Source organism: Desulfovibrio sp. 1188_IL3213 (assembly GCF_036763145.1).
Classification (GTDB): domain Bacteria; phylum Desulfobacterota; class Desulfovibrionia; order Desulfovibrionales; family Desulfovibrionaceae; genus Desulfovibrio.
Window position 1 is genome coordinate 1 of the sequence record NZ_JBAIYR010000107.1, and the last position, 6206, is coordinate 6206.

The following is a 6206-nucleotide window of genomic DNA, read 5'->3' on the forward strand; positions in this document are numbered from 1 at the left end:
CATCGGCGTATGCGTCAACGCCGCCGAACTGGACGCCATACGGCGCAACGCGGATTGCGTGGGCTTGCCTGTCTCGCACTGGCTGCGAAACGTGGCTCTCTCCCGCTCCTTGCCGCGCTCCGTCCAGCCGGAAGTCAACCGGGACACCTACCGTGCCCTTGCCGGGGCCGTGAACAACCTGAACCAGCTAACTCGCCTTGCTCATACAGGCAATGCCGTATGTGCGGATGCCGCCTTGTGTGAGGTGCTTGCCGTGGTGCGCCAAGTGCAGCGGGAGCTATGCGGGGCCAACCATGATAGCGAAGCTGGTTAAGGGCAAGGGTTTTCGGGGAGCCTTGGAATATGATCTGCGCGAACAGAAGGGGCATATCCTCGATACCAACATGGGCGGCGACAATCCGCGTGAGTTGGCGCGGGAGTTCGGCGCGGTGCGGGCCTTGCGGCCCAATCTGACCAAGGCGGTTTGTCATGTGAGCATCAGCTTGCCGCCGGATGAAAAGCTCACAGACGACCAGTGGAAGGACGTTGCCGGAAAATACCTTGAGGGCATGGGCTTCAAGGATAGCCAGTACGTTGTGACCAAACACACCGACACCGAGCACCCGCACATTCACATTCTGGCGAACCGGGTCAGCATGAGCGGTGAGGTAGTCAGCGACAGCCGGGACTATCAGCGGCAAGAAGCCATCATGCGGCGACTGGAACGCGAATACGGGCTGAAGGAGGTGACGCCCAGCCGGGAGAGTGAGCGCCGCGCTCCCACCAAAGGCGAAATTGAATGCGCGGTGCGCACGGGCAAGCCTTCCGCAAAAATGGCCCTGCAAACGCTGGTGGACAAAGCTTTGCACAATCAGCCCGGCTATGCGGAGTTCACGCGGCGGCTTGAAAAATCCGGGGTGGAGGTTTTGCCCAATGTTGCCAGTACAGGCCGCATTTCCGGCATCAGCTATCGGCATAGCGGCATCATCATGAAAGGTTCCGACCTTGGAAAAGGCTATTCCTGGGCCGGACTGCAAAAACGAGGATTAACCTATGAGCAAGACAGAAGCCCTGCGCCAGATGATAGAGGGCGATACGCCGAGGCAGTTGAGCGAGGTAGCCCAACTGCTGGAAGAGATTCACACGCGGAAAGTCCAGAGCGCCGAGGAATTGGCGAAATCACTCGAACCCTTGCTGAGCGTCATGCTCAAAATAACCTCGGACACGGCGCAAGCCTTGGAAGCTCTGGGCCAGAGTTCCCGATACATCAAAAACCAACACGAGGAGACAATAAAAACATGGAATTACTTCCTTTCCAAGACCGGGGAACAGGTAGGCAAGATTCAGAACACGCAATCACAGACGGCCAGCGCAGCGCAGGAGATAAAAGCCCACACGGCGGAGATGGTAAAACAGGCAAGCCGTCTCTCACAAATGAGGACGTGGGCGCATTGGGGGTATCCTCTGGCGGCGGCTCTGCTGCTGTGTCTGCTCTGGACAGGATTCGCGCTCTGGCGGATGCCGGATTACGATATTCTGTTCCAGAACCAGTACAGAATTTACAAAATGCTGGAAAACGTGGAGGGGAAAATTCAGGTTCCGGGCGGGAAGAAATGATGGAAATAGAAAAGGCAAGAAAAAGGGAAGTGGATATGGAACGTTGAATTTTTACACCTTGGTGCTTTTGCGCGGCCTTCCGGGCGTCTTTGTGGGCGGTTGGGGGCCGCGCTTCATTTCATCCTCAATGCGCCGCACCAGTTCCCCGGCATCCACTTTCAGCACTTCAGAAATTTGCAGCAACGCAGCGATACTCACACCAACGTTTCCCCGCTCCACATCCGAGATAAACGGATAAGAAAGACTTGAGAAATCCGCAAGTTGTACCTGAGAGATACCCACATGATTGCGGGCTTCCCGGATGACTTTAGCGATAGCCCACTGGACTAAAAGATTTCTATCCATAGCCCCCAAGGTAGCCGGATATTGACATGAAAACCCATGTTATAATATGGTTATTAGTGGACGACAGCACAGCCCCACACCCCGTCAACTATATGTAAATCTTCAATTTTCCTAGCAAACATCAACACAGGAGAGGATATGGAATGTATTAACCATCCGGGCACGGCCGCAGCCGGAACGTGCCAGATGTGCGGCAAAGCCTTATGCGCCTCATGCATGAACCGTTTCGACCCGCCAGTATGTGAGCCTTGCCTCATTGCCCACAACGGAGCACTGGCGCGAAGGCTTTACCTCGACCTTGCCGTGACCGCGATAATCTTCGCCGGGGTAGCGGCCTTTGTGGCGTTCAATGTCCAGACCAACCGTGAGGGGGGAATAATCGTCGGCCTGATGCTGGCCGGGGCGTATTGGGGCTGGCAGTTTCTGAGCAAAATTCCCATGCCCATCATACTGACCTCTGGCGCGGGCCTTATCTTCTACTTTTTCCTGAAATTCTCACTCGCTGTTCTTGCTGGGTTCATCATCGCCCCTTGGCAAATCTTTAAGCGAGTCAAGGAAATTCGGGCAATTAGTAAGTTGGAGAAGGAAATAAAGGCCGGACAGGCATAACGAGAGGAGCACCCATGAAAAAGAAAAAAATCATTCCATTGATGCTGGTGGGGCTGTTTCTGCTACCCGCCATTGGTTGCGAGAAAAAAGAGGAAACAAAGACCGTTGATTGGTATATGGCCCCGGAAAACAAGGCCGCGTTTGAGGCTAAGCTAAAGGAATGCCGGAATAACCCCGGCGAGTTAGGAAATACGCCGAACTGCCAAAATGCGGAGTTGGCAAATCATAGATCGTTTACGCGAGTTCCAGCACCATCGATCAGGTGACTAAATAGAATGGCGGATAAACCGCCATTCTAAAATTAAACTTCATGTAGTATTGCAGCAACTTCATCCTTTAAAGGAATTAAAGGAATATAGAGCTTTTGAAAAGCAAGCCCAATAGCTCCTGTAAACAATGTCATTTTTACTTTATTCTCACCGTAAGAAAAAACATGCTTTTCAGAGATATCAGGATATGGATCCATATAAAACACCTCAGTGATACCCATCTGACAAATTTTCTTGGCACAGAGCACGCAAGGCGATGCAGATGTAAAAAGAAAACCATTCTCAATCTGATGTTGTCCATGTTTAGCACATTGTAATATTGTATTTTCTTCAGCATGCAAAGCTCTTGTATGCACTTGATTTTCTTTGCAAGTTGTTTTATTGTATTCACTTTTAAAGCAATAAACGTCTGACAAGCCATAGTCATGAATAGTATTTAATTTTTCTCGTACAATTTTCATGTGATCTGAGAATTTTAAGTCAGTTTTTTCAAAATCACTATAAGCATCAGGGTCAAGTCCATCAATAAGTGAAGACGCACTTCTAGCATAACATGGAATTTGAAGTTTTGGAACGCAGTTCCATCCGATAGCAAGCGGCTCAAATGAGCTATCTGTTATCACCGCCCCAACATTTCTTGACATGCATCCTGAGTTTGTTGCAGCAGTGATTGCAAGTTGCATTAAAAATTCATGTTTTGTTGGCTTTACAATTCCTGGATGTTGTATCAATGCTACATAGCGAAGTATGGTTTTCGTCAATTGTGTGTAGTGAGAATTTAATGATCTTAAATTATTTACATATAAATCTGCCATGTTTATGCATGATTTAATATTTTGACCGGTATATTCTTCATAATCTTCGTAAAAATCTTCATTGCTACTTTCTTTCTTATCTATCTTTACAATTTGACTTTCTTTTAGATCAGCCGCTGAAAGCCGCCGTCTTCTTTCATCTTCATCACAGTTTACAGCCATTAGATAAAATGCTGAAAATCTTTCTCGAAAAAAATGCACCTCAAGAGGATTTCTAAAAGCGTCAATTACATAAAGACTTTTTAATTCCCCAGTGCTTTTATCAACTCTACGAATTATCTTTATTAAAGTGTTAATACGTCTTGCTATTGAAAATATATGTTCAAATTCCTGAGCTGAATCTGCAAATGCACAACCGGTTCTTCTTATATTGTCGCCAACTTTTTGAAAAACAGAGATATATTTGTCACCACGACTATCTAAAAATAGTTTTATATTATCAGAAAATTGCTGTATCTCACTGAGTATGTAATTCTTAATCGCAACTCTTGTATTTTTGATTCTTTCTATCTCAGCAGGATCTTCTGCATCGTACAGCAGAGCGTTATCCGTTTTTAAAAACTCATTCAATATTTTATTCTTTTCAAAAAAACATTCATAAGTTGTTTTAAATTCAGATATATCAATATCAAATGTTGTTTTTATATACTGATGGGCTTCATCGAATTTTGACTCTAAAATAAATGTTGATATAATATCTTTAACTCTTATATGGTGAAATTTTTTCCAATTTTTTTTACAGAATCGAGATACAATACTCCATTTTCGTGATTCTATAGAAGATTTATCATTACCAAACGATGCATCAACGCTTCCGAGCTCATGCCTGTCTTTACTTAATATGCTTGCAACTGTAGTGCAGCCACTACCGGTTTTTCCAGTTACGCCTATCACTATGAAACGATTTCTCATTCTGAACAACTGCTCAATCCCACGTTTCATAAAATCTCCTACAATTGAAGTGTGACTACCCATTCTCAATTGAAACTATTTCAGCATGTTAGTCGGATATATTAGAACCATCACGCAGCACAAAAATACAAGCTGAGCATTAGTGCCAATATCTCTCCGAAAATACTCACTAATGAATAATACTAGAATGCTATTTCAGATACGTCAAATGCACAGAGATAAACTGGTGGGAATAGTGGTGGGAAGAAAATCGACCAAAGAAAAAGCGGTTACAATTTTCATTGTAACCGCTTGAATTTCTTGGTTGCGGGGGCAGGATTTGAACCTACGACCTTCGGGTTATGAGCCCGACGAGCTACCGAGCTGCTCCACCCCGCGACACGTCAGCAACAACATGTTGTTGCGAAGTAGATATGTAGCCCTTTGCCCTTGTGGTGTCAAGCATAAAAGTTGAATTATTTTTTAAAGTGCAAAAAAGCGTGCAGGGTTTTGATTTTTGGGCAAAATACCTGCCGGGATTCACTGGGGGGATATGTTGCCCGGGTTCGTGCGTGTTGCGCGTTGGGCCTTTACCTGCTGTATGCCTGTCGGGCGTAAGTGCTTTTCGGCCATCAGGGTGTTCTGTCTCCGCGCACTGCAGCCCGTGTTCTGGCTCTGCTTTTATTCAAGGTTGCGTTGCACACGAGTTTTGCCGTCGGCACTCAGCACATAGGTCAGGCCGTGCCGGGCTTCGGCATCATCGGGGTCTGCCAGCGCCACAATGCCGACGGCCCTCAGGGCCTGAAGGTGCAACTCGACGGATTCGGCACACAGATGCCGCTCACCGGGATAGAGTCCTGCCAGGGCGGAGCGGATTTCTTCCGCTGTTCTGGGCATGCCGTCCAGCAGCATGGCTCCTAGAGCAGATTAACTTTGAAAATATACATTTTCAAAGTTTAAAACACGCTCGCTTCGGCGTTTAACCGCGCAAATAAATTGCGCTTACGCCTTCGCGGCGGGCGTCTGCTCGCGCAGTCGCCAGAGCAATTTCAAAGTGAAATTGCTCTATATTCAGGCGTACGGTGCGCGCGGGTGTTCTGTTCATGCGGTTTTCTGTGCGGTTTGCCGAGGTACTGACATGACATATCAGTCGGCATGACGCAGGGCGATGCCTTCATGCCGGCTGCGTATGACAAAGATCACGCCACAAAAGACAAGTCCCGCGCCTGCCAGCAGCCGCGCGGTCACCGGCGCATGCATGAAAAAGACGCTGAACAGTATGCCCCACAGGGCATAGGTGATGTTCAGCGCCATGGCGCGACTGACGCCGATCATGTTCATAGCCATGTACCAGCACCGATAAGACAGGCAGCCGAGCCAGCCCGCCGCAAAAAAAAGCCACAGTTCCCGGCTGTGCAATGTGTTGACGGCCATGTCCGCCAGGACGGGACCATGCCCCTGTATCACAAGCCATACGGCCGCAGCAGGGATGATGAGGCAAAATACAGGGCGGCGGAAACAAGCTGATATACGTTCAGGGCTATGCCCGGCTCGATGAAATCCATGCCCGATGCCGCGCACACGCCTTCGGCCGCCCATCCCCGCGCGTCCACCGCAACACCGGCTTCTTCAAGGCCAAGGCCGTCTGTACAGGGCGCACGGCCCACGGTTACCAGCACTT

The 6206-nt window shown here is 48.3% G+C and carries 8 protein-coding genes, 1 tRNA gene and 1 pseudogene; 4 read left to right on the forward strand and 6 right to left on the reverse strand.

Annotated features, from left to right (window positions below; genetic code table 11):
* Nucleotides 1-313: plasmid mobilization protein (locus V6C16_RS06315; protein WP_333542910.1), on the forward strand; the 313-nt coding region annotated here is incomplete at its 5' end.
* A complete protein-coding gene (locus V6C16_RS06320) occupies nucleotides 294-1643 on the forward strand; it encodes a relaxase/mobilization nuclease domain-containing protein (RefSeq protein WP_333535719.1) in 1350 nt (449 codons plus the stop codon). The genes V6C16_RS06315 and V6C16_RS06320, both read left to right, overlap by 20 nt.
* Nucleotides 1644-1647: 4 nt before the next feature.
* Here the strand turns inward: V6C16_RS06320 and V6C16_RS06325 are convergent, their stop codons facing one another.
* On the reverse strand, nucleotides 1648-1941 hold the full coding sequence (locus tag V6C16_RS06325; RefSeq protein ID WP_333535720.1) for a helix-turn-helix domain-containing protein: 294 nt from the start codon (nucleotides 1939-1941) through the stop codon (nucleotides 1648-1650).
* A 216-nt stretch (nucleotides 1942-2157) separates the two neighbouring features.
* Here V6C16_RS06325 and V6C16_RS06330 point away from each other — a divergent pair, with 216 nt between their 5' ends.
* Both V6C16_RS06330 and V6C16_RS06335 read left to right on the forward strand, forming a co-directional pair.
* On the forward strand, nucleotides 2158-2550 hold the full coding sequence (locus V6C16_RS06330; protein ID WP_333535721.1) for a hypothetical protein: 393 nt from the start codon (nucleotides 2158-2160) through the stop codon (nucleotides 2548-2550).
* Nucleotides 2551-2564: 14 nt separating this feature from the next.
* On the forward strand, nucleotides 2565-2816 hold the full coding sequence (locus tag V6C16_RS06335; protein WP_333535722.1) for an EexN family lipoprotein: 252 nt from the start codon (nucleotides 2565-2567) through the stop codon (nucleotides 2814-2816).
* Between the two features lie 35 nt (nucleotides 2817-2851).
* Here V6C16_RS06335 and V6C16_RS06340 read toward each other — a convergent pair whose 3' ends face one another.
* From V6C16_RS06340 to V6C16_RS06360, 5 genes and pseudogenes are all read right to left on the reverse strand, one after another.
* Nucleotides 2852-4576, reverse strand: coding sequence for a hypothetical protein (locus V6C16_RS06340; RefSeq protein WP_333535723.1), 1725 nt, complete (start codon nucleotides 4574-4576; stop codon nucleotides 2852-2854).
* Nucleotides 4577-4847: 271 nt separating this feature from the next.
* Nucleotides 4848-4924 (reverse strand) — tRNA-Met (locus V6C16_RS06345).
* Between the two features lie 282 nt (nucleotides 4925-5206).
* Nucleotides 5207-5437: a hypothetical protein gene (locus V6C16_RS06350; protein WP_333535724.1), complete on the reverse strand. Its 231-nt coding sequence runs from the start codon at nucleotides 5435-5437 to the stop codon at nucleotides 5207-5209.
* Nucleotides 5438-5671: 234 nt separating this feature from the next.
* Nucleotides 5672-5992, reverse strand: a complete 321-nt coding sequence (locus tag V6C16_RS06355; RefSeq protein ID WP_442886190.1) for an EamA family transporter — start codon at nucleotides 5990-5992, stop codon at nucleotides 5672-5674.
* Nucleotides 5989-6206: pseudogene (locus tag V6C16_RS06360) on the reverse strand (hypothetical protein); the annotation flags it as partial. The gene V6C16_RS06355 and the pseudogene V6C16_RS06360, both read right to left, overlap by 4 nt.

Bases quoted from the DNA above. Each gene is read 5' to 3' on its own strand.
- V6C16_RS06330 (WP_333535721.1), top strand. From the start codon at position 2,158: ATGAACCGTTTCGACCCGCCAGTATGTGAGCCTTGCCTCATTGCCCAC.
- V6C16_RS06320 (WP_333535719.1), top strand. From the start codon at position 294: ATGATAGCGAAGCTGGTTAAGGGCAAGGGTTTTCGGGGAGCCTTGGAA.
- V6C16_RS06335 (WP_333535722.1), top strand. From the start codon at position 2,565: ATGAAAAAGAAAAAAATCATTCCATTGATGCTGGTGGGGCTGTTTCTG.
- V6C16_RS06325 (WP_333535720.1), bottom strand. From the start codon at position 1,941: ATGGATAGAAATCTTTTAGTCCAGTGGGCTATCGCTAAAGTCATCCGG.
- V6C16_RS06340 (WP_333535723.1), bottom strand. From the start codon at position 4,576: ATGAAACGTGGGATTGAGCAGTTGTTCAGAATGAGAAATCGTTTCATA.
- V6C16_RS06350 (WP_333535724.1), bottom strand. From the start codon at position 5,437: ATGCTGCTGGACGGCATGCCCAGAACAGCGGAAGAAATCCGCTCCGCC.